Source organism: Parvularcula sp. LCG005 (assembly GCF_032930845.1).
Lineage (GTDB): Bacteria > Pseudomonadota > Alphaproteobacteria > Caulobacterales > Parvularculaceae > Parvularcula.
This window is the reverse complement of sequence record NZ_CP136758.1, coordinates 2,450,836-2,473,195: the sequence shown is the minus strand read 5'-3', so window position 1 is coordinate 2,473,195 and position 22,360 is coordinate 2,450,836. Positions and strand designations below refer to the sequence as shown.

Annotated in this window: 26 protein-coding genes; 10 read left to right on the top strand and 16 right to left on the bottom strand. The window is 59.3% G+C overall.

Features of this window, described 5'->3' with window-relative positions:
* Window positions 1–2 precede the first annotated feature (2 nt).
* Genes RUI03_RS11725 through folE form a run of 4 tightly spaced genes read left to right on the top strand, consistent with a single transcriptional unit; the run spans window position 3 to window position 2,261 of the window.
* Complete coding sequence (locus RUI03_RS11725) at window positions 3–596, top strand: riboflavin synthase (RefSeq protein WP_317287652.1); 594 nt, start codon at window positions 3–5, stop codon at window positions 594–596.
* The gene (gene ribB / locus RUI03_RS11720) at window positions 593–1,216 is read left to right on the top strand and encodes a 3,4-dihydroxy-2-butanone-4-phosphate synthase (protein WP_317287651.1); all 624 of its coding nucleotides are present in this window, start codon (window positions 593–595) and stop codon (window positions 1,214–1,216) included. The genes RUI03_RS11725 and ribB overlap by 4 nt, the downstream gene beginning before the upstream one ends.
* Window positions 1,216–1,692 carry a 6,7-dimethyl-8-ribityllumazine synthase gene (ribE, locus tag RUI03_RS11715; protein ID WP_317287650.1) on the top strand — a complete coding sequence of 159 codons (477 nt, stop codon included), beginning with the start codon at window positions 1,216–1,218 and terminating at the stop codon, window positions 1,690–1,692. Before ribB ends, ribE begins: the two co-directional genes overlap by 1 nt.
* Complete coding sequence (folE, locus tag RUI03_RS11710) at window positions 1,692–2,261, top strand: GTP cyclohydrolase I FolE (protein ID WP_317287649.1); 570 nt, start codon at window positions 1,692–1,694, stop codon at window positions 2,259–2,261. Before ribE ends, folE begins: the two co-directional genes overlap by 1 nt.
* Here the strand turns inward: folE and ybgC are convergent.
* Genes ybgC through RUI03_RS11680 form a run of 6 tightly spaced genes read right to left on the bottom strand, consistent with a single transcriptional unit; the run spans window position 2,244 to window position 6,618 of the window.
* On the bottom strand, window positions 2,244–2,657 hold the full coding sequence (ybgC, locus tag RUI03_RS11705; RefSeq protein ID WP_317287648.1) for a tol-pal system-associated acyl-CoA thioesterase: 414 nt from the start codon (window positions 2,655–2,657) through the stop codon (window positions 2,244–2,246). The genes folE and ybgC overlap by 18 nt on opposite strands.
* On the bottom strand, window positions 2,657–3,664 hold the full coding sequence (ruvB, locus tag RUI03_RS11700; RefSeq protein WP_317287647.1) for a Holliday junction branch migration DNA helicase RuvB: 1,008 nt from the start codon (window positions 3,662–3,664) through the stop codon (window positions 2,657–2,659). Before ruvB ends, ybgC begins: the two co-directional genes overlap by 1 nt.
* Window positions 3,661–4,275 carry a Holliday junction branch migration protein RuvA gene (gene ruvA, locus RUI03_RS11695; protein WP_317287646.1) on the bottom strand — a complete coding sequence of 205 codons (615 nt, stop codon included), beginning with the start codon at window positions 4,273–4,275 and terminating at the stop codon, window positions 3,661–3,663. The genes ruvB and ruvA overlap by 4 nt, the downstream gene beginning before the upstream one ends.
* Complete coding sequence (ruvC, locus tag RUI03_RS11690; protein WP_317287645.1) at window positions 4,272–4,775, bottom strand: crossover junction endodeoxyribonuclease RuvC; 504 nt, start codon at window positions 4,773–4,775, stop codon at window positions 4,272–4,274. The genes ruvA and ruvC overlap by 4 nt, the downstream gene beginning before the upstream one ends.
* Window positions 4,776–4,813: 38 nt before the next feature.
* Window positions 4,814–5,761 (bottom strand): bifunctional riboflavin kinase/FAD synthetase, encoded by a 948-nt coding sequence (locus tag RUI03_RS11685; RefSeq protein WP_317287644.1) that lies wholly within the window; start codon window positions 5,759–5,761, stop codon window positions 4,814–4,816.
* Window positions 5,758–6,618 carry a TIGR01459 family HAD-type hydrolase gene (locus tag RUI03_RS11680; protein WP_317287643.1) on the bottom strand — a complete coding sequence of 287 codons (861 nt, stop codon included), beginning with the start codon at window positions 6,616–6,618 and terminating at the stop codon, window positions 5,758–5,760. The genes RUI03_RS11685 and RUI03_RS11680 overlap by 4 nt, the downstream gene beginning before the upstream one ends.
* Window positions 6,619–6,814: 196 nt before the next feature.
* Between RUI03_RS11680 and RUI03_RS11675 the strand changes: the two genes are divergently transcribed.
* From RUI03_RS11675 to mtgA, 4 genes are read left to right on the top strand one after another with little or no spacing between them, the layout of a single operon-like run.
* A complete protein-coding gene (locus tag RUI03_RS11675; protein ID WP_317287642.1) occupies window positions 6,815–7,309 on the top strand; it encodes a hypothetical protein in 495 nt (164 codons plus the stop codon).
* A gap of 6 nt (window positions 7,310–7,315) precedes the next feature.
* Window positions 7,316–7,966, top strand: a complete 651-nt coding sequence (locus tag RUI03_RS11670; protein WP_317287641.1) for a hypothetical protein — start codon at window positions 7,316–7,318, stop codon at window positions 7,964–7,966.
* A 30-nt stretch (window positions 7,967–7,996) separates the two neighbouring features.
* Window positions 7,997–8,935: a glycine--tRNA ligase subunit alpha gene (locus tag RUI03_RS11665; RefSeq protein ID WP_317287640.1), complete on the top strand. Its 939-nt coding sequence runs from the start codon at window positions 7,997–7,999 to the stop codon at window positions 8,933–8,935.
* Window positions 8,936–8,962: 27 nt separating this feature from the next.
* The gene (gene mtgA / locus RUI03_RS11660; RefSeq protein WP_317287639.1) at window positions 8,963–9,685 is read left to right on the top strand and encodes a monofunctional biosynthetic peptidoglycan transglycosylase; all 723 of its coding nucleotides are present in this window, start codon (window positions 8,963–8,965) and stop codon (window positions 9,683–9,685) included.
* A gap of 7 nt (window positions 9,686–9,692) precedes the next feature.
* On the opposite strand, the gene RUI03_RS11655 is transcribed toward mtgA, so the two are convergent.
* The 7 genes from RUI03_RS11655 to RUI03_RS11625 form a co-directional block, all read right to left on the bottom strand.
* A complete protein-coding gene (locus RUI03_RS11655) occupies window positions 9,693–10,079 on the bottom strand; it encodes a response regulator (protein ID WP_317287638.1) in 387 nt (128 codons plus the stop codon).
* A 49-nt stretch (window positions 10,080–10,128) separates the two neighbouring features.
* Window positions 10,129–11,634, bottom strand: coding sequence for a two-component system sensor histidine kinase NtrB (locus RUI03_RS11650; RefSeq protein WP_317287637.1), 1,506 nt, complete (start codon window positions 11,632–11,634; stop codon window positions 10,129–10,131).
* Window positions 11,631–12,077 carry a MarR family winged helix-turn-helix transcriptional regulator gene (locus RUI03_RS11645; protein ID WP_317287636.1) on the bottom strand — a complete coding sequence of 149 codons (447 nt, stop codon included), beginning with the start codon at window positions 12,075–12,077 and terminating at the stop codon, window positions 11,631–11,633. Before RUI03_RS11645 ends, RUI03_RS11650 begins: the two co-directional genes overlap by 4 nt.
* A gap of 244 nt (window positions 12,078–12,321) precedes the next feature.
* The gene (locus RUI03_RS11640) at window positions 12,322–13,824 is read right to left on the bottom strand and encodes a SpoVR family protein (protein WP_317287635.1); all 1,503 of its coding nucleotides are present in this window, start codon (window positions 13,822–13,824) and stop codon (window positions 12,322–12,324) included.
* Between the two features lie 58 nt (window positions 13,825–13,882).
* A complete protein-coding gene (locus RUI03_RS11635; RefSeq protein WP_317287634.1) occupies window positions 13,883–14,395 on the bottom strand; it encodes a hypothetical protein in 513 nt (170 codons plus the stop codon).
* A 114-nt stretch (window positions 14,396–14,509) separates the two neighbouring features.
* Window positions 14,510–14,926 carry a rhodanese-like domain-containing protein gene (locus RUI03_RS11630; protein ID WP_317287633.1) on the bottom strand — a complete coding sequence of 139 codons (417 nt, stop codon included), beginning with the start codon at window positions 14,924–14,926 and terminating at the stop codon, window positions 14,510–14,512.
* The gene (locus tag RUI03_RS11625; RefSeq protein WP_317287632.1) at window positions 14,923–16,233 is read right to left on the bottom strand and encodes a YeaH/YhbH family protein; all 1,311 of its coding nucleotides are present in this window, start codon (window positions 16,231–16,233) and stop codon (window positions 14,923–14,925) included. The genes RUI03_RS11630 and RUI03_RS11625 overlap by 4 nt, the downstream gene beginning before the upstream one ends.
* Before the next feature lie 261 nt (window positions 16,234–16,494).
* On the opposite strand from RUI03_RS11625, the gene RUI03_RS11620 reads away from it, so the two are divergent.
* A complete protein-coding gene (locus RUI03_RS11620; protein ID WP_317287631.1) occupies window positions 16,495–17,112 on the top strand; it encodes a choice-of-anchor C family protein in 618 nt (205 codons plus the stop codon).
* Window positions 17,113–17,206: 94 nt separating this feature from the next.
* On the opposite strand, the gene RUI03_RS11615 is transcribed toward RUI03_RS11620, so the two are convergent.
* From RUI03_RS11615 to RUI03_RS11605, 3 genes are all read right to left on the bottom strand, one after another.
* The gene (locus RUI03_RS11615) at window positions 17,207–17,911 is read right to left on the bottom strand and encodes a hypothetical protein (RefSeq protein ID WP_317287630.1); all 705 of its coding nucleotides are present in this window, start codon (window positions 17,909–17,911) and stop codon (window positions 17,207–17,209) included.
* A 6-nt stretch (window positions 17,912–17,917) separates the two neighbouring features.
* Window positions 17,918–19,462, bottom strand: coding sequence for a glycosyltransferase family 2 protein (locus RUI03_RS11610; RefSeq protein WP_317287629.1), 1,545 nt, complete (start codon window positions 19,460–19,462; stop codon window positions 17,918–17,920).
* Window positions 19,463–20,061: 599 nt separating this feature from the next.
* A complete protein-coding gene (locus tag RUI03_RS11605; RefSeq protein ID WP_317287628.1) occupies window positions 20,062–20,265 on the bottom strand; it encodes a hypothetical protein in 204 nt (67 codons plus the stop codon).
* 44 nt (window positions 20,266–20,309) lie between these two features.
* Here RUI03_RS11605 and glyS point away from each other — a divergent pair, with 44 nt between their 5' ends.
* Window positions 20,310–22,346 carry a glycine--tRNA ligase subunit beta gene (gene glyS, locus RUI03_RS11600; protein WP_317287627.1) on the top strand — a complete coding sequence of 679 codons (2,037 nt, stop codon included), beginning with the start codon at window positions 20,310–20,312 and terminating at the stop codon, window positions 22,344–22,346.
* The last annotated feature ends 14 nt before the right edge of the window (window positions 22,347–22,360 follow it).

Below are 22,360 nucleotides of genomic sequence, written 5' to 3'. Positions count from 1 at the left end.
TTATGTTCACAGGCCTCGTAGAAGAGATGGGAATCGTTCTGTCGGTGGGACCGAAAGATGACGGATTCCAGCTGACAATCGGTGCGTCCACAGTCCTGACCGATGTGCGGTTTGGCGATTCCATCAATGTCAACGGTGTCTGCCTGTCAGTTGTTACCTTTGATGATGGTCAGTTTACGGTTGGCCTTGCGCCTGAGACCTTGAGAAAAACATCGCTGGGCGTGTTGCGGGAAGGTGATCGCGTCAATCTGGAACGCGCCGTTCTGCCCACAACACGGCTGGGCGGACATTATGTGCAGGGGCATGTCGACGGCACCGGTAGCATCCGTGCGATCGAGCCTGAAGGGGACGCGCTCAACTACACGATCGAAACACCGCCTGAGCTGATGAAATATATCGTCCGCAAGGGATATGTCTGCGTCGACGGGACCAGCCTGACGGTCGTCGATACGGGGCCGGATTATTTCACCCTGACCCTCATTTCTCATAGCCAGGCGCTCGTTGTCCTGGCGCTCAAATCCGTCGGTGATCCGGTCAATCTGGAGACTGACATCATGGCGAAATACGCCGAAAAGATTATGGAGGCCCGCGCATGAGTTTTGCGAGCATTGATACCGCCCTTGAAGCCATACGGGCAGGACGTTTCGTTATCGTCTGTGATGATGAGGGGCGTGAAAATGAGGGCGATCTGATCATCGCGGCTGAATTCGCTGATGCCGCAGCGGTCAATTTTATGGCTGTCCACGGCCGCGGTCTGATCTGTTGTGCGTTGGCGCCGGACTGGATCGACCGTCTGGGCCTGCCGCAAATGGTGCCGCCTGAGGATAACCATTCCGGCTTTGGAACGCCGTTCACAGTCTCGGTCGAAGCACGTGAGGGGGTGACCACGGGAATCTCCGCCGCCGACCGTGCACGGACCATCGCCGTGCTGATCGACCCTGAATCGCGCCCCGACGATCTCGTCAAGCCCGGTCATATGTTTCCGCTTCGCGCCCGTGCTGATGGCGTTCTGGCCCGCACGGGGCAGACCGAGGCAAGTGTGGACCTGGCCAAGCTCGCTGGATGCCGGCCAGGTGCCGCTCTGTGCGAAATCATGAATGATGACGGCACCATGGCACGCCGCGACGACCTCATGGTGTTTTCCCGCAAACATGACATCCCCGTGGTCACCGTCGAAGCATTGGTGGCCTATAGACAGAAAGCAGAGGCAGCCTGATGGTTGTGAAAATTGAAGCCACCGCAAAGAACGCAGACCTAAAAGTGGCCGTGATTGACACGGGATGGAACGAGTTCATCGTTGAAAAACTGACCAGTGGCGCCATCGCGACCCTGCGTCGCCACGGCGTGCCGGGCGATGCGATCACGCACATTACCGTGCCCGGTGCATTCGAGCTACCGCTCGCGGCAAAGACGGCGGCTGAGACCGGCCGATACGACGCCATTGTCGCGCTCGGCTGTGTCATCCGCGGCGCGACACCGCATTTTGACTATGTGGCCGGTGAGGCCGCGAAAGGCATTTCCCACGTCATGCAGTCAACCGGCGTGCCGGTCGCCTTTGGTGTACTGACCACTGACACGATCGAGCAGTCGATTGAACGGGCAGGGACGAAAGCGGGCAATAAGGGCGCGGAAGCGGCCGCCGTTGCGGTTGAAATGGCGGGGCTGGTCGCTGCGATCAAGGGAGCATCGTAATGGCGAAAAAGCCGACGAAGGCCGATGCAGAAGAAGCAGTCCGTACGCTTCTCGCTTATATCGGTGAGGACCCCCAGCGGGAAGGGTTGATCGATACGCCGAAACGTTTTGTGAATGCCTATGATGACTGGTTCATGGGCTATCGTGAAAACCCTGAGGCCGTACTCTCGACGACGTTCGAGGAGGTAGAGGGATATGACGATATCGTCCTTCTCAAGAATATTCGTGTGGAAAGCCATTGTGAACACCACGTCGCTCCACTGCTCGGCACGGCGCATGTGGCTTATCTCCCCAGCGATCGGGTGGTCGGCCTGTCCAAACTGGCGCGGCTCGTGGACACGTTTTCCAAGCGGCTGCAAAGTCAGGAAACATTGACCAATCAGATCGCGAACACGATCGACAAAGTGCTGAAACCGCGCGGCGTGGCCGTTATCATCGATGCAGAGCACCAGTGCATCACGACACGTGGCATCCATAAGGATGAAGTGACCTGCGTTACGCGTTGTTTCCTGGGCGAGTTCAAGACCGATCCCCGTCTGGCCGATCGCCTCTCACGCCTGATCGCCTGACACCGCCCCCAGCCGGGTTGCGATATGGCGGGGCAGGCGCCGTGGCCGTCCCGCCATATCCATACAGGCGATTGTGACGCGGGCCTCAGTCAGCTTCTCCTCGTCGAGGAAGGCGGTCTGAAGAAAAACGAGCCGGGCCCCGCGCAACTCGGCGGTCTGTGTCCGGATGGTCAGAAGATCATCGATCCGGGCGGGTTTGAAATAGTCGATCGACAGATGGCGGACGGTGAGCGCCGTGGGCGGTTCCGCTTCGATCAGTGTCCGATGATCAAGCCCCGTCTGGCGCAGCGCTTCTGTCCGTGCCCGTTCAAAGAATTTGAGATAGGCGGCGTGATAGACGACACCCGAAAAATCGGTGTCCTCGAAATAGACGCGCACCTCATGCTGCCATTCCATCAGATCAGCTCACCGATCTGCCGTCCCGGTGGCGGTAGCCCCAGATGCGCATAGGCTTTGTCTGTCAGCATACGTCCCCGGGGCGTTCGCTGGATCAGTCCCTGCTGTAACAGGAACGGTTCAATCACGTCTTCGACGGCGTCGCGCGCCTCGGACAGGCTTGCGGCAATTGTTTCCACGCCCACCGGACCGCCGCCGAAATGCTCGGCAATGATCGAAAGGTAACGCCGGTCAAGCATTTCCAAGCCCAAGCGATCCACGTTCAGGCGACTGAGTGCGCTGTCGGCCACCTCGGCCGTGATGGGCAGGCGCCCCTCCACAACCGCAACGTCCCGCACGCGTCGCAGCAGACGACCGGCGACCCGCGGTGTTCCGCGTGACCGGCTCGCGATCTCCTGCGCGCCATCTTCACTCATCGCGACACCCAATTTTTCCGCCCCCCGACGGATAATTGCGCGTAGCTCATCTGCCGAATAGAAGTCGAGGCGCAGCGGGATGCCGAACCGGTCAAGCAACGGTTTTGTCAGCAGGCCGGACCGTGTGGTGGCGGCGACCAGCGTAAATCGCGGCAGGTCAATCCTGACCGACCGGGCCGACGGGCCCTCACCGATCAGAATGTCGAGGGCGTAATCCTCCATTGCAGGATAGAGAATCTCCTCGACGGCCGGACTGAGCCGGTGAATTTCGTCAATGAACAGAACGTCATTGGCTTCAAGGCCAGTCAGAATCGCCGCCAGGTCACCCGCCTTGCTGATGACCGGGCCGGATGTCGATCTGTACCCCACGCCCAGCTCCGCCGCGATGATCTGGGCAAGGGTGGTCTTGCCAAGGCCGGGCGGGCCGTGCAGCAGGACGTGATCCATCGCTTCGCGGCGCTGCTTTGCGGCCTGAATGAAGACGGACAGATTGTCCTTGGTCTGCGGTTGACCGGTGAAGTCCGACAGGCGCTTGGGCCTTAAGGCGGCGTCAGGGTCGTGCTCCTGAGGGCGGGGGTCGACGACGCTCATGATGTAGACAGACTTTTCAGCGCCGCAGTGATGATGGCTTCGACGCTGTCATTCTCTGCAGCGACGGTTCTGACGGTTCGTCGCGCCAGCGTTTCATCATAGCCAAGATTGATCAACGCGGAGACGGCATCTTCGGCCATGGACGTTGGCGCCGGTGGGCTGGCCGCAGGCGGTTCAGCAGTACCGGGCCGGAAGTCATCCGCATGCAGCAGGACGCCGGTCTTGCCTTTCAGTTCGGTGACAATTCGTTGCGCCAGCTTTGGTCCGACCCCTTGGGCACGGGCGACAGCGGTCTTATCCTGAACGGCGATGGCATCCATCAGCGCATGGGGCGACAGGACGTGCAGGATGGACAGGGCCGCTTTTGCACCCACCCCCTGCACACTTTGCAGCAGCCGGAAGGTGCGACGCTCTGTTTCTGTCGGGAAGGCGACTAGGCGGATGAAGGTCTCAGCCACAAGTGTTTCGATCGACAGGGAAACCTCGTCGCCCGGTGCCATGTTGCCCAGGAGGCGGGAGGTGCCGCTGACCTCATAGCCAACGCCGCCAACATCAATGATGGCGGTATCCGCGTATACGCTCAGCACACGTCCGTTCAAATGACCGATCATGCGCTCACCCGGGCCAGATGCTGGCGGTGGCTGGCATGACAGACGGCAACGGCGAGGGCGTCCGCGGCATCGGCAGTCAGGTCCCGCGCCTGCGGCATCAGCCTGCTGATCATGGCCGAGACCTGATGCTTCTCAGCGTGCCCGGCACCGACCACGGCCTTTTTGACCAGATTGGCGGCATACTCAGCGACGGGCAGGCCAAGTCGTGCCGGGGCGAGCAAGCAGATGCCTCGGGCATGGCCAAGTTTCAGCGCAGATCGGGCATTGGCGTTGACAAAGGTTTCTTCAACGGCGGCCTCGTGCGGGCCCATATCCGCAACGACGGCTTCCAGCGCCAGTGACAGTTGCGCCAGCCTGAAGGCCAGTGAACCTTCCGTAGGCGTGGAAATTCGGCCGCTTGCCACATAGGAGAGGCGTGATCCCTCAGCGATGATCAGGCCCCAGCCGGTGTGGCGCAGGCCGGGATCAAGCCCCAGAATTCGCACGTGATGTTGCTTCATTGTTCCTGTCTACGGAGTCTCGCTGCCGCTGAACAGCCTCAGAGCCCAAGGTTTTCTGACAGCCAGTCGCGGGCGATGCCGGAATCCTTGCTGATCTGCGCTTTGAGCGCGTCAAGCCCGTCAAATTTCTGCTCCGGCCGGATGAAGTGGAGCAGGTCGACGCGGATGGTCTGACCGTAGAGATCGCCGTCAAAGTCGAAAAGATGCGCTTCGAGCAGGGGGGCGGTCCCATCCACTGTCGGGCGGATGCCCACATTGGCAATACCCGGCACGTGCCGATCGCCAATATCCACGTTGATGGCGTAGACGCCGAACAGGGGACGGACATAGTCGGCAAGCGCCACATTCGCTGTCGGCACACCGAGGTTACGCGCCAGTTTGCGACCCTCAATCACGTCGCCGCGAATGCCGAAGGGGCGCCCCAATTGCTGGGCGGCGTCCTCTGGTCGTCCTTCGCGCAGGGCCTGGCGGATGGCGGAGGAGGAATATTTGTCCCCGCCGTCCTTGAGGATCGGTGTAATGGCATGCGCTTCCATGCCCATCTGTTCGGCCAGCCCTTTCAGGGCATAGACATCCCCGGCGCGGCCCTTGCCAAACTGGAAGTCGCTGCCGGTCACGATGCCGGCAAGGCCCAGTCGCTGGCCGAGAGTTTGCTGGACGAATTTCTCCGGCGTCTGACGGTAAAGGTCGTCGATAAAGGGCAGAACAAAAATTGTGTCGATGCCGTGTGCCGAAATAATCTCTGTCTTGGTGGTCAGGTCGGTCAGCAGGAACGGCGCGCTTTCGGGTGCGAAGACGCGGCGCGGATGGGGTTCAAAGACGATGGCCGCTGTGGGCCGCTCACCGGCCAGCCGAACGGTTTCGTCGAGCAGCACCTGATGACCCAGATGAACACCATCCATATTGCCAATGACGGCCAGCCGATCGCGCAGCGCCGGCGCAACATCACAATGCAGCGGTGCCCGGATGACTGTCGGCGTGCTCACCAGACCAGTCCATCCATTGCATATTCAGCATGCACACCGTGTTTCTTGAGCAGCTGCGCCAGTTTGCCCGTGTCGAGATGGCCGCTATCGTCTCGGCTTTCTTCGCTGAAGATTCCTTCGGCGACAAAGACGACATCAATATTCTGCTCGTTGGCTCCCAATATATCGGTCTGGACACCGTCACCAATGGCCAGGAGGCGCGCATCGGCGGGCAGCCCCTTGTCGCGCAGGACGTCGCGGGACAGTTCATAGATCGGCGCATGGGGCTTGCCGCCATAGATGACGTTGCCGCCAAGCTCAGCATACACATCCGCAATCGCACCGGCGCAGTAGATCAACTGGTCACCGAGTTTCACCACCTTGTCGGGGTTCGCGCAGATCATCGGAATGTTCCGGCGCGCCGCATCTTTCAGCATGTCGCGATAGTCTTCAGGCGTCTCGGTCATTTCATTGAACAGGCCGGTGCAGACGATCACATCTGCCTCGTCCAGCGGGACAAATGAAATGGGCAGGGCTGAAAACAGGGTCTCATCCTTGGACGGACCCAGTTTGAAAAAGGCACTGTCGGCCCGTTGTGTCACGGCTGCCCGCGTCGCATCGCCTGAGGTCACGACGCGCGTATAGGCATCGCGGGACAGACCGAGACTGTCGAGCTGGGCAGGGATGACATCGGAAAGGCGCGGCGCGTTCGTCAGGATGATGACGGGCCCACGGGTCGCTTGGAACTGGGTCAGCGCCTCACCGACGCCGTCATAGAGCCGCTGGCCGTTGTGCACGACGCCCCATGCATCACACAGCACCGCATCATACTGGTCGGCGATCTGGGAAAGGCCGGTCAGGGCACGAGGCTCGGTCATGAAAATTCTGCTCTTTCAGGTCTGAGGCGGAGGTGCGGTCCTCGTGTCGCCGGCCCTCCCCAGTGTCAAGCGGCGATGGATTTTACCGACGTTTTGCCCCCCGTCGGCGTGCAGCGACGGGGAATATTTTTATCGTTTTTCGGTTAGACGTGGCGCGTCGGCGTGCTATGCTTTGCTGGGATGTAATGGGGCGGCTATGAGCGTGGCGAGAGGACATTTGCTGCAATTGCGCGGTCCGGGCTGGCTGACGGTGCCAGCGGGTATGGCCGCGGGCGGTGCTTCGGCTTCCGGCGTTCTTGGCTCACTGGTCCTTTATCTGGGGCATGTGCCGCCTGCCAACGCGCTTGTCGGGGCGGCAGTGTTCGTGGCGGTGGTGCTCGGTCTGGCGCTCGCCGTGGTGCCGCGCGCCGATACCGCCATGTCGAGCCTCTTTGCGATGCTGTACAGCGTCGGACACAGTGTCATTCTCCTGACTTTTGCCTCCATGCTGTGGTGGCCAGCCGCCGAAAGTGTGGCGCTCAGCTTTGCGGGCATGTTGCCGTGGTCGGCGCTGACGGCCGATTTGCCGAGCTCCGTCATGCGACTGGCGCCGCTCTATGTGTTTGTATTAATAGTCTATTCAGCTTTCGCTCCGGTTTCCTTAATCATATTTCGGTACATCGCTCTCACCAGACGTTCCAGTTCTCAGTGAGTCGTTATGTCCATCGTCGCCCTTTTTGCGCTCGCCTCGAGCGCCGCACCGATTGCTGACGTACGCGTCGGCGATGACGGCCATACCTCCCGCGTGGAGGTCGTCTGTTCAGCCTCCTGTTCGGCCGAACCGATGGGCGAGAGCAGCTTTCTGATCGTGTCGGCCAGAGCTGATTTCTCAGCCGACGTCAGCAGCCGCAGCGAGTATATTCGCCGGATTTCCATGAGTTCCAGTCGCGAAGGGACGGCCCTGACCGTTGAGGCCGCATCGCTGCCCCGCGCGATCAGCGTGACGCCGTGCGGGCCAAACCGCTTGTGCTTCGACTACGAATTTTCGGCGGCGACTCCATCGCCGCGCCGCGCGACAGTCGATACTGTTGAGGCAGACCTCGACAGATTGCTCAGCCGTACCGGGCTTGCGACCGCAGCGCCTCAGGCCGTGATGGCTGCGGCCGACAACGAGACTGGCTGCCGTGCCGCAGAGCGTGCCCTGTCGCAGGATGCCTGGAATTTGTTTGCCTATCGCACGGTCGCGCTCTGCCGGGCGCGTCAGGGCCAGCCCGAAGAAGGCGCCCGTCTGATGATCCGGCTGGATTCGTTCGCTGCCAACGCGGCGGAGAAGGCATCGCCTTCAGCGCGTCATTCCGCGTTGCGCTAAGGCGCGCTCTCGCCTAGCTGTCGTGGCGATATGACCGACAAAAGCACTGACACCAAATCGTTTCAGGACCTCATCCTGACGCTGCAGAATTACTGGGCCGATCACGGTTGCGTGATCCTCCAGCCCTATGACCTCGAAATGGGGGCTGGGACCTTTCACCCCGCCACCACGCTGCGCTCACTGGGTCCGAAGCCATGGAACGCTGCCTATGTGCAGCCCTGCCGTCGCCCGGGCGATGGCCGCTACGGTGCGAACCCCAACCGGTTTCAGCACTATTATCAGTTTCAGGTCGTTCTGAAGCCATCGCCGGACAATATCCAGCAGCTCTATCTGGGCTCTTTGGACGCCATCGGCATTGATCGCGCCAAGCACGATATCCGATTTGTCGAGGATGACTGGGAGAGCCCGACGCTCGGCGCCTGGGGTCTGGGCTGGGAAGTCTGGTGCGATGGGATGGAAGTCACGCAATTCACCTATTTCCAGCAGGTCGGTGGTTTTGATTGCAAACCGGTGACGGGTGAGCTGACCTATGGCCTTGAGCGCCTCGCCATGTATGTGCAGGGCGTCGATAATGGCTATGACCTCGTCTATGGCGGCAAGAAACCCGACGGAACGCCTTTCACCTATGGGGATGTATTCCACCAGCAGGAGGTGGAATTCTCGGGCTATAATTTCGAAATCGCTGACACCGATGTGCTGCTCGACAAGTTCCGTGAGGCTGAGGCCGCGTGTGAGTCGACGATTGAAAAAGGCCGTGCCGAGGGGCGGAGTTTCGTGCTTCCCGCCTATGATCACTGCATCAAGGCCAGCCATCTCTTCAACCTGCTTGATGCCCGCGGCGTGATTTCCGTCACGGAACGCCAGTCCTATATCCTGCGGGTGCGCAGGCTGTCGAAGATGTGCTGTGAAGCTTGGCTGGAGAGCCCTCAGGGGCGCACCGCCGGCGCCGGTATCGTCGCACAGGAATAGGTCAGGGGCCCGGGAACAGGTGGCTTTATGAGTTTACCGCTCAAGGTTTCCATCGGGTCGCTGCTGCCATGGCTGTGGCGGTGTGTGCGATATGGCTTGATCGGCGCTGCGACCTTTGTGGGCCTCAGTATTGCCTGGGTCTGGTTCTATGGCTTCGCGCATCCGCCTGAGACCATGTTGATGGGCATCCGTCGTCATGACGGGATGGATATTCAGTACACATATGTCCCGATCAGCCAGATTTCACCCAATCTGGTGCGTGCGGTCATCTCGGCGGAAGACACCAAGTTCTGTTCCCATCACGGCTTCGATCTCGAGCAGATCAAGTCAGCTCTCAACGATGCCGAAGACGGGGGGCGTCTGCGCGGTGCCTCAACGATTTCGCAGCAGACGGCCAAGAACGCTTTTCTGTGGCCTGGTCGCGGCTTCATCCGCAAGGGGATGGAAGCTTGGTTCACCTTGGTGTCAGAAGTGCTCTGGTCCAAGACCCACACAATGGAAGTTTATCTCAATGTGGCTGAATGGGGCGATGGCCTGTTCGGCGCAGAAGCGGCCGCGCAGGCCCGCTTTGGCAAATCCGCCCGGGACCTGACAGAATACGAGGCCGCGCTGCTGGCCGCCGTCCTGCCGAATCCGAACGATTGGCGCGTCGCGCCGCCCGGTCCCTATGTGCAGAAAAGAACGCGCACATTGCAGGCGCGGATGGCTGTTGTTCAGCGCGATGGCCTTGATCGCTGCGTCCTGCGCTGAGCGATCGTCAGGTCTCGCTGCACGTGCCGCCCAGCATGGCGTCGACGGCGGTGAGGAGTTCATCATCGTCGAATGGCTTGTAGAGAACGCTGCAGGCCCCCAGCGCATCGGCTCGCGCCGTGACCATTTCAAGGGATCGGCCCGGTCCCCCGCCAGACATGATGATAAACGGCTGGGTTGGCATCCGCTCGATCAACGTCGCGGCCAGGTCTAGCCCGTCATCACGACCGAGCCAGACATCCAGAATAATGCCGTCTACTGACTGCTTTTCGACCACATCGAGGGCATCGCGCGGCGAGTGGGCAACAAGGCACTTATGGCCTGCCTCGCTCAGCACCAGCTTCACCACATCTGCGACGGCGGCGTCGTCATCGACGATCAATATAGTGCTCATGACATATCTCTCCTGCCGCGCTGCACGGCAGCGGGCTCCCCATGGGACGTTATTCTTCCATATTCCCCTGAGGTATCCAAATATGAAATGTAGAGCCGAGACCCGGACGGGTATCGACCGACACCACGCCGCCCCAGCCATTGACGAGGCCCTGAACCACCGCAAGCCCAAGGCCGGTGCCCCGACCAACCGGTTTGGTGGTGAAAAACGGCTCGAATATGCGTGATCTGACCGTATCTGTAATGCCCGGCCCCTGGTCACTGACGCTCAGGCGGACAAAAGGTTCCGTGCCTGTCGGGATCAGATCGAGGTCGTAAGGTCGCGGCAGACCATCGGCCATGGTGATCGTGATCGTACCCCTATAGTGCATCGCCTCGGCCGCATTGTTGATGAGGTTGAGGAGGACCTGGCGCAATTCACCTGGCTGGCAATAGGCCATGAAGGCGCGCCGTTGATCCATATAGGCATAGTCCAGACCCGTCGGTGCCAGATCTTCGGCAGACGCAATGGTGGCTTCGACCGTTTCGCTGATGTCTGTCAGACGCAGCTCGGTCCGGTCAGTATGCGCCATGGCCAGTGTGCGGCGGAGAATACGGCCCGCGGCCAATGTCCCCTGATTGATTTTCGCCGCAAACTGCTGCCGGTTCTCGTGGTCGGGATTATTGGTCAGCATGCGTGCGTATGCGCCAATCGGGTGCAGCAAATTGGAGAGTTCGTGGGCGAGGTTGCCGGCAAAATCATTCAGCGCGGCGATCTTCTGCGTCTGGTGTATCGCTTCGGCAAATTGTGACCGCTCCTCGCGCAGGCGAACGCTATCGGTGCGGTCAACGGCGATGGTGAGAATGCCGGCACGCGTCCCATCCCGCGTGGAAATATCCTTGCCGAAAAGCAGCCAATGGGTGCCCGCCAGCGGGCCCTCGGTGACCTCGGCGATGCGGCCGTTGACGGCGGCGCCCTTGATGCGGACATCATCGACCAATTGCTGGAAGAGATTGGACACCTGGTCACCGCAGGCCTCCTGCAAAGACTTGCCGATGCAGTCGTCAGCGGTCAGGCCGATTCTGTGCGGCAGGTAGTCATTGGTGTACAGAATCTTGCCATCGTCCGCATGCAGGCAGACGCCGACGGGCAGGGAGGTCACGATCTGTCGTTGCCGGTCCTGGATTTCGAGGATCGATCGTCTTGCTTCGACCCGGTCTGTCCGGTCATTGGTGACAAGGACGATCTGGTCATCCCCCGCCCGGACCGCCGTGCCTTCGAAATAGCGGATAGAGCCATCGGGCATATGCCAGCGCACCATGCCCTGCCAGCGTTGCGCCTCCTCAATGAATGTCCGCCAAAGCGCCGCGCGCTGCGCAATGGTCTCTTCGGGCGCCGGATCCCGCATGAACCATGGGCGGTCATCGTTCGGGTCAGCCCATAGCGCGGTGTGCTGACGATAGGTCGGGCTGCAGGACCGAATAACGCCGCCCAGATCTGTAACCGCATAGCCCACCCCGGCACGGTCGATCGCGTTCAGGATGACCAGTGGATTGTCCGGCATATCCGACGTCATTCTGGCGTCCGGCGCTTGAGCAGTTCAGTCTGGATTGTGTCGAGGGTCTTGCTGAGAAGCGCCAACTCCTGAGGGGGAAGGGTGTCCAGAATGGCGGCGATCTCGAGCATCGGATCTTCGGCCAGTGTGGCCTCGCCCTCCGGTGTCAGCCTGAACGTGACGGAGCGGGCATCATGCTCTGCGGGGCTTACGGTCAGCAACGCCCTGTCCACAAGGGACCGGGCCGTTCGTGAGGTCGAGCCGCTCGTGTTCCCCAGATATTGGGACAGGCCGATCACATTCGCCGTCTGGCGTCCGGCGCGCTGAAAATAGCGAAGGGCTGACCATTGGGCCGCATGCAGGTCGTCGCGGTGGCGCTTTTCCAGAATGCGACGGGCGACCTGTTCGAACAGCTGCGCGGTACCACGAGCCCGACGTTTTTTTATGCGTTTTGTCGCGTCCATTGGCATGCTCTCCTTCCCCTGAGACCATGCTAGACAATTTCGCTGCTACTGGCAAACTTTTCGTTGACACCGCTACACCGTTTTGCTTTAGTGTGCTTCCCCTGACGGGCGCGGGCAGCGTCGGTTGTGGGTCACTTATTTTGGTTTGGTCGTTGCTGGTCTCTCTCTCCCCCCTTGAACTAGCATGACCGATCAGGCGCAGTCTTCGGACTGCGCCTTTTTCTTTGTCCGGCAGATGGTCGGTTCAGATGTCTTCGGCCTTCGCTTCGGTCAGCTCAACCTCATAGCCCCACAGGGTCTGAAGGTGCCCGAGCACGACGCCGCGTGTGGCGGGGTCCAGTTTGCGGCCATTATAGATCGTGTGTTGCACGACCAGTTTCCGGTCGCCGGACAGATCCGCCGCCACCACTTGCAGATTCGGCTCGTGCAGCCCCAGATCATACATCCGGGACAGGCTGTTGCGGGCCTGCCTGTAGCCTTGCTCATTGTGAATGGCCGTGACCTGATAATATGGCTTCTTCCCGTCGTCGCCGAGGGCAAAGAAGCGGAAGTCCCGCATCAGCTTCGGTGACAGATATTGCAGGATGAAACTTTCATCACGATAGTTTGCCCACGCATCTTTTAATGCACCGCGCCAGTCACCTCGGCCGGCAAGGTCCGGGAACCATTCGCGGTCTTCGTCTTCCGGCGTTTCGACGATCCGGACGATGTCCTGCATCATCGCAAAGCCCAGGGCATAGGGGTTGATGCCAGAATAGCGCGGATCATCGAATGTCGGCTGAAAAACGACCGAGGAATGAGAGTGCAGGAACTCCATCACCGACCCGTCGGAGATCTGTCCGCGGGCGTGCAGCTCATTCATGATGTAGTGGTGCACAAAGGTGGCGCAGCCTTCGTTCATCACTTTGGTCTGCTTCTGCGGGTAGAAGTACTGGGAAATGTTCCGCACAATGCGGATCAGCTCGCGCTGCCATGGTAGAAGCGAGGGGGAGGCCTTCTCGACGAAATAGAGGAGGTTTTCCTCGGGCAGCTTGATGTTCGCCACTTCCATCTGGCGTTCCTGCTGATCGGCTTCGCTTTCTTCGGAATTTGGCAGGGTGCGCCACAGATCGTTGAACGTTTCCCGTTCGTGTTCTGCGCGGGCGCGGATCTTCTCGACCCGCTCACTGTCGGACAGTTTCGGTGGCCGGTTATATCGGTAAACGCCCTGGTCCATGAGCGCGTGGGCGGCGTCGAGAACGCTTTCGACCTCGTCAAATCCGTACTCGTCCTCGCACTTCGCGATATATTTCTTCGCAAATTCAAGATAGGTGAGGATGGATGAAGCATCCGTCCACTGACGGAAAAGATAGTTGTTCTTGAAGAAGTGGTTGTGCCCCATACAGGCATGGGCGATGACCAGCGCCTGCATGGTCATCGAATTCTCTTCCATCAGATAGGCGATACACGGATCGGAGTTGATCACGATCTCATAGGCAAGGCCCGAATGACCCTTCTGATAGGACTGCTGGTCGCGGGCAAAATGCTTCCCGAAGGACCAGTGCCGGTACATCAGTGGCATGCCGTGGGAAGAATAGGCGTCGAGCATCTGCTCGGAAGTAATCACTTCGATCTGGTTGGCGTAGGTGTCGAGCCCGAGATCATTGAGACCGATATCTTCGATCGCGTCATAGGCGCGCTGCAAATCCTGAAAGGTCCATGCCGCCTCGTTAAAAAGGAGGTTGTCCGTTTTTGCAGTGACACTCATGGCCGGCCCTTTCGCGTCTGTCAGAACAGGACCTTACGGCCCAGTTCTTCATAACACATTATTGGCAGGCCGTGACCTGTGGCGAATAGTTAAGTTCTGGCAGGCCCATGGACGTTGCCTGCATCAGGCCGGGGAAGCGGGCAAAGGGGATGACCGCGCGCTGGGTCGTGCCGGGAGCAATGACCATCTTGCAGGCATGACCATCGACAAGGTCCGTCGCAGACGGGTCACAATAGCCGATATTCTCATCCTCGATCGGATAGCGTTGGCCCGCCACCAGCGCGTAGACGGACTGGCTGGCCATGTTCAGGCTGCCTGATGGAGTGGCTTCCTTGCCCAGAAAATCAGGGGACGGCCAGTCGCCATCCGCGATGCAGACCGGCACGTCGGACGGATTATAGAGAGAGACCTCAAAAACGCCGGCCGCGACATTGGTGCGCGTATCAATCTGCGGATCCGCGGCCCTGATCGTTGGCGGCGCCATGGCCGTGTCATCGGGCAGGGCGCTTGTGCTTGCGCAGGCGGCGAGGAGAGAGAAGGCGCCAAAGGCGGCCAGTGTAGTGATTTTCATCGGATAACTCTTGATTGTTGCCCCGACATCTCCATCCGGATGCCGTCAGGTTCTAGCCTAGCCGGGACTGTGGCCGCGCTATGGCTAATTTTCGTTCATTTTGGTGGTGGCTGATTATTCTTTGCCGGAGACGGGCAGGTCATCCGCCCGCCAGGCCTTGATGCCCCCATCGAGATGATAGAGGTCACGCGCGCCGAGTTTCTCGAGGATATCTGTTGCGCGGGCCGAACGGTTGCCACTTCGACAATAGACAAGGTGCGGCTTGGAGAGATCGAGCTGACGCACGCGGCTTTCGAAATCTGGTGACAGAACATCGATGTTTACAGCCCCCTCAATATGGCCTTCTGCAAATTCCTCCGGGGTCCGCACGTCAAGAAGGGTGATCTCGTCACGCTCACTGATCAGCGCGGCGGTAGCCTTGGCATCAAGATGAATAGGGCGCGCCTCCTGCGCACTGCAGGCAGACGCAAGACAAAGTGCGACAATGACAGCCGCGAGGCGGCAAGACACGTGCGCGCTGTCGCCTCTCATGCCGCCTTGCCCTGACGGTCCTTCGCGAACAGTTCGCGGAACACCGGGAAGATGTCCTTGGGCGACGCAATTCGCGTCTGGGCGAAGCGCGCATCGGAAATCGACCGATAGGCGCGCCACAGCTCCGCTCCGGCATCGGGGTCGGAGAACACATCCATCTCCCGCTCATCCAGGATTTCGATATAGGCATAGTACTGAAGGATCGGCAGCACTTCCTCATTCAGAAGCTGAACGCAGCGCTGGGCATCGCCGGACTGGGTGTACCCGTCCGAGGCCTGGGCGACATAGATATTCCATTGGTCCGTGGGGAAACGGTCGCGCTGAATATCCTGCATGACCTCGATTGCTGTGGACACAATCGTCCCGCCCGACTGGCGGGAATAGAAAAAGGTCTCCTCGTCCACTTCCTCGGCATGGTGTGTATGCCGAATGAAGACGACTTCGACTTTCTCATAGCGCTTTTTCAGGAAGAGGTAGAGGAGCATGTAGAACCGCTTTGCGAGGTCCTTCTCCCGCTCTCCCATCGATCCGGACACGTCCATCAGGCAGAACATGACGGCCGCGGTGGTCGGGACGGGGGTCGGTTCAAACGCATTGAACCGCACATCCAGCGGGTCGATATAGGGCGCCCAGCGACGGCGCGCCTCAAGCTCTTCAAGCTTGGTGATGATGTCCTTGGTTTCCTGAATTTCCTCGGCACTGGGCTGGGCGATCATTTCCAGCGCGAACAGACGCTCTTTCAGTTCGCTGATGGCAGCGGAGGAGGGGCGCCCAAGTGCGAGACGCCGGCCATGGGCATTCCGCATCGTGCGCAGCAGATTCATATTGGTCGGACTGCCGACCGAGGTCATGCCCGCCCGGCGATATTTCCAGTTCTCCATCTGCTTGAGGGACGTCTTGACCAGATTGGGCAGCTCAAGGTCCTCAAAGAAGATGTCCAGAAACTCTTCCTGGGTCAGGGTGAACGAGAAATTGTCCTCACCATCACCGGAGTCAGAGGCATCTTTCCCGCCGCCGCCCTGACCCGATGGCGGTTTGCGCAGGCGATCACCTTCGGCAAATTCCTTGTTGCCGGGATGGACGTGCTCGCGTCGGCCGCTCGTCGGGTCGTGACGAAAGCGCGGTTCGGCCGTTGATTTGGCGGGAATGGAAATGCGACCGGACTTGTCCAGTTCCTTAACCGATCGATCGCGCAAAGATTTTGCGACAGCCTCCTTGATTTGCCCTTTGGCCCGGCGCAGGAAGCGCTGCCGGTTGCCAAGGGACTTACCTTTTGGATTCAGCCGGCGATCAATAAAATGTGTCATGGCCCTACCCTAGTCTGATTTCCATTCTAGATCAGTAAATAATGTAGGACTTCGTATCCGCCGCATCAAATGGTGGAATATGCTACAGACTGCCGCGTGAAATCAGGCGCCCGCCCAGATTGGCCTTGATTTGACGCAAAAAATAATGGCTTGCTAACTCTTTAATGAGTCGTTAGATAATTTCTTGCAATGCAACATAACGCCCAACTACCAAGCCTGACTACACACCTGTAACCACCTGAGTACCTAGGGGAACTGATTATGAAAAAAATGACCTCGGCTCTCGTGGCTGGTCTCTTGGCCGTCGGCGGAGCCCAAGCCGCGACGATCACCAATGGCAGCTTCGAGAACAACACTGGCACAGCTTTCAGCTATGAAGGCGTACCTGCTGGTGCTTCTACAATCGCTGGCTGGACCGTCTCTGAAGGCGGCGTCGATCTGAAGAACAACTACTGGTTCGCTTCAGAAGGCGATTACAGCCTCGACCTGAGCTATTTGAGCGCAGGCATGGTCTCCACGATGATCACTGATCTCGTTGTGGGTCAAACCTACGTGATTTCGTTCGACATGGCGGGCAACACTGATGGCGGTAATGTCGTCAAGCAGCTCGAAGCCATGGTTGGCGGCGTGTCCCAGATCTTTTCGTTCGACACGACCGGCAAAAGCCGCATCAACATGGGCTGGATGACAATGTCTCTGGTCTTCACCGCGACGGCAGCGACTGAAACGCTCTCTTTCCTGAGCCTGGAATCAAATCCCTACGGTCCAGCTCTGGATAACGTCAGCATCGCCAGCATTCCTGTCCCAGGCGCCGTCCTGCTGATGGGTTCCGGCCTGATCGCCGGCGGCATTGCCCGCCGTCGCGCCAAGCGCGCCTAAGCGATACTGATCGACTGAATAAGACCGCCGGCACGAATTCTCGTGCTGGCGGTTTTTTTTATGCCTTTGTGGAATTTTTCTGCAGACGGTCAGACTACTCCCGCCGCAGGATCTTTTCGGTCAGAAGAGATCCGAGCATGCCGGCCCGGAAGGACTGGGTGACCTCGTCACGGACATAGTCTTCGCGCACCCAGTTCAGAAAATGGGTCCGGTTCGGCTCAATGCCGTCTTTTTCGGCCGCGAGGCGATAAACGTCAAAGAAATGGTCCAGCACACCGGTTTTGCCGGTTTTCACATGTCCGTAGCGATAGGTGAGCATTTTCAGCGCTTCGGCTAGCGGCTTCTCTTCTTTCAGAAACAGATACAGCGTCGAGGCGATGCCCGCACGGTCCGCGCCCGACTTGCAGTGCATGATGGCCGGATAGTCGATCCGCCGGAACAGGGCATCGATGTCCAGCAGGAAGTCGGCCGTCGGGGCCTCCCGCGAAAAGGCACGGAAATTGACCAGCTCAATACCCAGTTCGCGGCATTTCTCTTCTTCCAGCCAGTAAAAGCCCGGCTGCGGCACGGCGTTGCGCAATCCCCGCAGATTGATGACGGTCCTGACGCCATGCTTCTCCACCCAGGTCTCAAGATCCTTGGGAGAGGGCTGATAGGTGCGCCACATCCCGTCACCAATGCGGTGGGAATTGTCGTAGACCTTCCGCAGAAAGCCGTGATCCTCAAGCATCAGCGACCGCCACGCGGCCTTGTGGCCTTCGGGGGTGTCGAATTCCTCGCGGGTCATGAAAGTGGGCATGGCGGGCTAGTCTTCCGTCGATCCGAAGTAATGGCGTTCGTACATTTTGACGTCCTTCAGCCAGCGGCCGATGGCGATGGTCAGACAGAAAGAGAAGCCATAGGCGCCTTTCAGGAACAACCCCTTCAGCAGGTATCGTTTGAGAAAATAAAGCGGCAGGCCAAAGACGATCCGCAGACGAAGCAACCACTTTGGCTTCAGCGGCGCGGACTTCGCGCGCTGGGTCATATTGCGCTCCTGCTTGCGCAGCAGAAAGCCAATATCGGTGAAGGAATAGTGGATCAGCTCACCTTTCAGTTTTTTAGGGTGGATGTCCTTGGGCAGGTCAAGCTGGTCCCAAGCCTCACTGTCCGGCATGGACCAGCGGCGGCCATCATACAGCTTATTGCGATAGTCCGTATCAAGACCATACCACGGTTTGCCAATAGGGGGTGCCGTCACGAGCTTCAGCGCGAACACCTGTCCCGTCGGCTCGCCAGTGGCGAAAACCTGGCGAATACTTTCGGCGAGGGCAGGGGTCATGACCTCGTCGCCATCCAGGTCGAGCCGAAACGGATATTTACACAGATCCTCCGCGGCGCGTTTCTGTTTGCCTGTGCCGCGCCATTCAACATTGTGGACGCGGGCACCCGCTTTGGTCGCGATTTTCACCGTCGAGTCGGTGGAGCCTGAATCCACAATGACGACTTCCCGCGCCACCTGCAGCGCGGCGCGGACGGTCTCGCCGATCAGACGCTCTTCATTCTTGGTTCGAATGAAACATGAAATAGGCGGCTTGTCGGTGGGGTCGGGGATGGGGGCCAATTGTCCCTCCTCATCGTGGGTCCAATGCTGGGCAATCCAGCGCGCGGGTCGCGCATGTTTGTAGTACCGTTTGTGCCAGGCGGCGGGCCAGTCACCGCGCAGGGCTTCGTCAATATCGGGTCGCCCGGTGAAGACCACCACCTTGGCGCTTGGCGGCGGCTCTGGTGACTTCATCCAGTTCAGGGGGAAGCTTGGAACGATCGAATGCTTGAAGGACAGGCACCAGTCGCGTGGCCAGAAGGTCTGATCCTTGATGACGGTCGAAATGTACTGCTGCTCAATGCGGTGCTGGGACAGGATACGGACAGGGTTTTCGACAAAGCCGTCATAGACCTGCGGGTAGGCGCCGGCACGAAACCGGAAGACCGATGTGTTTCCGATGCCTTCGCCTGGCTGGGTCCAGTTCTCAATGACGCAGTACTTGCCCGGCTCGTGATCGAACATTTCGTCGAGACTGCCTGTGATCACCAGATCCACGTCGAGAAACAGACAATCGCCCTCAAGCCCCGCCAACGGGTACTGCCACACGGAGATCTTCCGCCAGGGCGTCCAGCGATAGCTATCAGGCAGGGTCATGTCGGGAAGTGGCAGCGCCTCGATCCTGGGGTCGAGGCCAGTCCGGTCATCGGTAAAGCAGACAAACCGGAACGGGCGGGAAAGATGGCGGCACACGCCCGCATACAGGCGGTTCACGTAGAACGCCGGATAGCGTGTCCCCCATTTCATGCAGATGACATTGACCGGCATCGGCCGTGACAGCCCTTTATCCTACGCGTGACTGGAACCGCCGCGCCTAGCACGGTGCAGGAGGAAGGGCGACACCTTTGCCTGATCGAATAACCCGCCGCGATGGCAAACTTTCGGAGAGGGATGATGTGATGCGACAGCCATCGGTGATTTCCGCGGCTGCGAATGAGGTAGCGGGAAAGTGCTGCGACGGGCCTCGGGATTAACCGTAATTCTCGCCGCGATAGGTCTTTCCGGGCACAGACTATCGTGCGGCATTTTGCAAGCCAAAGCGAATGTCGCCCAGACCCCAGGGGTGCGTTCCCTGAATATATTTCCCAATTAATTGTTTGATTCTACGAAACGAACGCCGTTGCGCCGCGTTGCTCTTGGCACGGTGAAAACGAACGTCGCAGCCCGTCACAAATCGTGATGCGGTCGCACATATTTTTGCCTGCGGAGCGTCTTGCTTCCGTCTCATTAACGTTGTTCGGTCACAATAGCGAACAGATCAAATCCAGCAGGTGAACGAAACCATGTTGAACAAACAGGACCAAGTACAGCTTAATCATCTCAATGCCTTTTCCGCATTGGAGACAACGAAACCATCGGTCCGCCGGTCATATCAGCCGCAGCAACAGCAGCAGGCGATGGATCAGGCCGAGCGTCAGGATTTCTGCCTTCTCGATCGGTTTGACGCGATCACGGCGCATTCGTCGGACGTCTAATTTCAGGCTGATCTGACAATTTGCCGTTTCATTGCACTGCAAAAACGGTAGATAAGGGGCGATGAATACCCTGATCGCCCCATCAAATTTGCGCATGGCCTCTTGCCGGGCGACCCCATACACCATTAGTCGGGGCCGTTATGCCAGATCTGCTGCTTGAGATATTCTCCGAAGAAATTCCCGCGCGCATGCAACGCCGTGCCGCTGATGATTTGTCCCGTCTCGTTGGCGACCGCCTTGCCAAGGCCGGCTATGCTCCAACGGACCAGAAGGCCTTCTCAACGCCGCGTCGGCTGACCCTTGTTGTTACAGGATTGCCGACGGCGCAGGCTGACCGGCGTGAGGAGCGCAAGGGCCCGCGGGTCGGTGCGCCGGAAAAGGCTCTCGAAGGGTTCCTCAAAAGCGCCGGGCTATCGTCCATTGACGAGGCAACGATTCAGGATGACAAGAAAGGCCAGTTCTATGTGGCTGTCATCGAAGAAAAAGGGCGTCCAACCCCCGATGTGCTCGCCAGCATCATACCAGAGATTATCGAGACCTTCCCCTGGCCCAAATCCATGCGCTGGGGCGATGGCTCGCTGCGCTGGGTTCGCCCGCTGCACCGTATCCTGTGCACATTCAACGGCGAAGTCGTGCCGTTCACGGTAGCCGGAATTGAGAGCGGTGATGTGACCGAGGGGCATCGTTTTCTCGCGCCGGATGAGATTCAAGCCCGCAGTTTTGAGCCCTATGCCGAGGCATTGCAGCGGCAGAAAGTCATCCTTGATCCTGACGATCGTGAAGAACGTATTCTGGGCGAATCCCAGGCCCTCGCGGCGGCTCAGGGCTATGAGCTGGTCGAGGATGCAGGGTTGCTCGCCGAGGTCGCGGGGCTGGCCGAATGGCCGGTGCCGCGGATCGGCTCCTTTGATCCTAAGTTTCTGACGGTTCCTGATGAAGCGCTGATCGCGTCGATGAAGGGACATCAGAAATATTTCTCGGTTCGTGACCCCGCTACGGGTCGTCTTGCACCCAAATTCATCTGTGTGGCGAATATTGAGCCCCCTGATGGTGGCGCCGCCATGATGGTCGGGTATGAGCGCGTGTTGTCTGCCCGCCTGTCGGATGCGTGGTTCCTGTATCAGCAGGACCTGAAAAAGCCGCTGGCCGTCCATGCCGAGAAGCTCAAATCGATCACCTTCTTTGAAGGTCTTGGCACAGTAGCAAACAAGGTCGAGCGCGTCGCTGCGCTGGCCCGCGAGATCGCGCCGATTGTCAGCGCTGACCCTAACGCTGCGGAGAAGGCGGCGCGCCTCGCCAAGGCGGATCTCGTGACCGAAATGGTGGGCGAGTTCCCTGAGCTGCAGGGTGTCATGGGCCGCTATTACGCCATGGAAGAGGGCATTGAGCCCGCAATCGCCGATGCCATTCGCGATCACTACAAGCCTGCGGGGCAGGGCGACGACGTGCCGACCGCGCCGGTCAGCGTGGCCGTGGCACTGGCGGAGAAGCTCGCGACCCTCGCCATGTTCTGGTCGATTGATGAGAAACCAACGGGGTCGAAAGATCCCTTCGCCCTGCGCCGGATGGCGCTTGGTGTCATCCAGATCGTGCTAGAAAATGGCGTCCGGTTCGGTGTGACCGATCTGCTCAACGATCTTGCTGCGGACAAAAAAAGCGATCTACTTTCTTTCTTCCACGACCGGTTGTCGGTGTATCTGCGCGACAAGGGATATCGGCATGATCACGTTCGGGCCGTGCTGCCCGCGGGCGAAACCGATTTCGTTCTGGTCGTCCGTAAGCTGAATGCGCTTCAGGCATCGTTGAAGACCGACGATGGCACGAACCTCATCGCGGCCTACAAGCGGGCGGGTAATATCCTGAAGGCAGAGGGCAAGAAGGACGGCGCGCCGATAGTCGCCGACGTTCAATCCAGCCTACTGGCCGAGCCTGGCGAAAAAGATCTCGCCAGTGCGCTGTCGCAGGCGGAACAAACCGCGCTTCCTGCTTTGAAGAACGAAGATTTCGAAGCCGCGATGTCCGCTCTATCGACCCTCCGTGCACCGCTGGACCGATTTTTTGAAGGTGTTACCGTTAACGTGGATGATGAGGCCTTGCGGAAAAACCGCCTGGGGCTTCTACAGTCCATCGTGTCACTTTGTGATTTGGTGGCGGACTTCTCCCAGCTTGAGGGATAGTCGGCCACTCTTGT

Bases quoted from the DNA above. Each gene is read 5' to 3' on its own strand.
- RUI03_RS11725 (WP_317287652.1), top strand. From the start codon at position 3: ATGTTCACAGGCCTCGTAGAAGAGATGGGAATCGTTCTGTCGGTGGGA.
- ribB (WP_317287651.1), top strand. From the start codon at position 593: ATGAGTTTTGCGAGCATTGATACCGCCCTTGAAGCCATACGGGCAGGA.
- ribE (WP_317287650.1), top strand. From the start codon at position 1,216: ATGGTTGTGAAAATTGAAGCCACCGCAAAGAACGCAGACCTAAAAGTG.
- folE (WP_317287649.1), top strand. From the start codon at position 1,692: ATGGCGAAAAAGCCGACGAAGGCCGATGCAGAAGAAGCAGTCCGTACG.
- ybgC (WP_317287648.1), bottom strand. From the start codon at position 2,657: ATGGAATGGCAGCATGAGGTGCGCGTCTATTTCGAGGACACCGATTTT.
- ruvB (WP_317287647.1), bottom strand. From the start codon at position 3,664: ATGAGCGTCGTCGACCCCCGCCCTCAGGAGCACGACCCTGACGCCGCC.
- ruvA (WP_317287646.1), bottom strand. From the start codon at position 4,275: ATGATCGGTCATTTGAACGGACGTGTGCTGAGCGTATACGCGGATACC.
- ruvC (WP_317287645.1), bottom strand. From the start codon at position 4,775: ATGAAGCAACATCACGTGCGAATTCTGGGGCTTGATCCCGGCCTGCGC.
- RUI03_RS11680 (WP_317287643.1), bottom strand. From the start codon at position 6,618: ATGACCGAGCCTCGTGCCCTGACCGGCCTTTCCCAGATCGCCGACCAG.
- RUI03_RS11675 (WP_317287642.1), top strand. From the start codon at position 6,815: ATGAGCGTGGCGAGAGGACATTTGCTGCAATTGCGCGGTCCGGGCTGG.
- RUI03_RS11670 (WP_317287641.1), top strand. From the start codon at position 7,316: ATGTCCATCGTCGCCCTTTTTGCGCTCGCCTCGAGCGCCGCACCGATT.
- RUI03_RS11665 (WP_317287640.1), top strand. From the start codon at position 7,997: ATGACCGACAAAAGCACTGACACCAAATCGTTTCAGGACCTCATCCTG.
- mtgA (WP_317287639.1), top strand. From the start codon at position 8,963: ATGAGTTTACCGCTCAAGGTTTCCATCGGGTCGCTGCTGCCATGGCTG.
- RUI03_RS11655 (WP_317287638.1), bottom strand. From the start codon at position 10,079: ATGAGCACTATATTGATCGTCGATGACGACGCCGCCGTCGCAGATGTG.
- RUI03_RS11650 (WP_317287637.1), bottom strand. From the start codon at position 11,634: ATGACGTCGGATATGCCGGACAATCCACTGGTCATCCTGAACGCGATC.
- RUI03_RS11645 (WP_317287636.1), bottom strand. From the start codon at position 12,077: ATGGACGCGACAAAACGCATAAAAAAACGTCGGGCTCGTGGTACCGCG.
- RUI03_RS11640 (WP_317287635.1), bottom strand. From the start codon at position 13,824: ATGAGTGTCACTGCAAAAACGGACAACCTCCTTTTTAACGAGGCGGCA.
- RUI03_RS11635 (WP_317287634.1), bottom strand. From the start codon at position 14,395: ATGAAAATCACTACACTGGCCGCCTTTGGCGCCTTCTCTCTCCTCGCC.
- RUI03_RS11630 (WP_317287633.1), bottom strand. From the start codon at position 14,926: ATGAGAGGCGACAGCGCGCACGTGTCTTGCCGCCTCGCGGCTGTCATT.
- RUI03_RS11625 (WP_317287632.1), bottom strand. From the start codon at position 16,233: ATGACACATTTTATTGATCGCCGGCTGAATCCAAAAGGTAAGTCCCTT.
- RUI03_RS11620 (WP_317287631.1), top strand. From the start codon at position 16,495: ATGAAAAAAATGACCTCGGCTCTCGTGGCTGGTCTCTTGGCCGTCGGC.
- RUI03_RS11615 (WP_317287630.1), bottom strand. From the start codon at position 17,911: ATGCCCACTTTCATGACCCGCGAGGAATTCGACACCCCCGAAGGCCAC.
- RUI03_RS11610 (WP_317287629.1), bottom strand. From the start codon at position 19,462: ATGCCGGTCAATGTCATCTGCATGAAATGGGGGACACGCTATCCGGCG.
- RUI03_RS11605 (WP_317287628.1), bottom strand. From the start codon at position 20,265: ATGCGCAAATTTGATGGGGCGATCAGGGTATTCATCGCCCCTTATCTA.
- glyS (WP_317287627.1), top strand. From the start codon at position 20,310: ATGCCAGATCTGCTGCTTGAGATATTCTCCGAAGAAATTCCCGCGCGC.